1 protein-coding gene is annotated in these 454 nt (G+C 51.3%); it reads right to left on the bottom strand.

What is annotated here, in order from left to right; genetic code table 11:
• Window positions 1–390, bottom strand: a 390-nt coding sequence (locus EZJ44_RS08605) for a TraG/VirB4 family ATPase (RefSeq protein ID WP_479680222.1), incomplete at its 3' end; no start/stop codon positions are given.
• Between the last annotated feature and the right edge of the window lie 64 nt (window positions 391–454).

The following is a 454-nucleotide window of genomic DNA, read 5'->3' on the forward strand; positions in this document are numbered from 1 at the left end:
CAGACGTGCTCGTTCAGATTCGAGCAATTCTTCAATATTTTGCGTAATACCGGTAGCTGCAGCACCATATTTGCGCACACGCTTAAACAAGGATTGGCAGTAGGCACCGGCATAGTCATTGGCAAAAAGCACATGGAACTCGTCAACGTACAGCCATGTGCGCACACCACGGCGTTTATTGGCCACAATTCTGCGCCAGACTTCTTCAAGAACAACCATCATTCCAAACGTCTGCAGGTCGGCACCTAGAGCGGCAAGATCAAACACCATCACACGGTTTGTTGTATCGACGTTGGTTTGCTGCGCAAACCCTGAAGCCGATCCACGCGCATACAGCTCAAGCGCTGTCGCCAGCTCATGCGCCTGTGGTTCGGGCTGAGCCCGTAACATCTCATAGAGTGTGTCCAGTGTCGGTGATGCTAGTTCAGGGGTGTGAAGATAGGTCAAGTACATT

The sequence above is a fragment of the Arcanobacterium bovis genome, assembly GCF_004331995.1.
In the GTDB taxonomy this organism is placed as follows: domain Bacteria; phylum Actinomycetota; class Actinomycetes; order Actinomycetales; family Actinomycetaceae; genus Arcanobacterium_A; species Arcanobacterium_A bovis.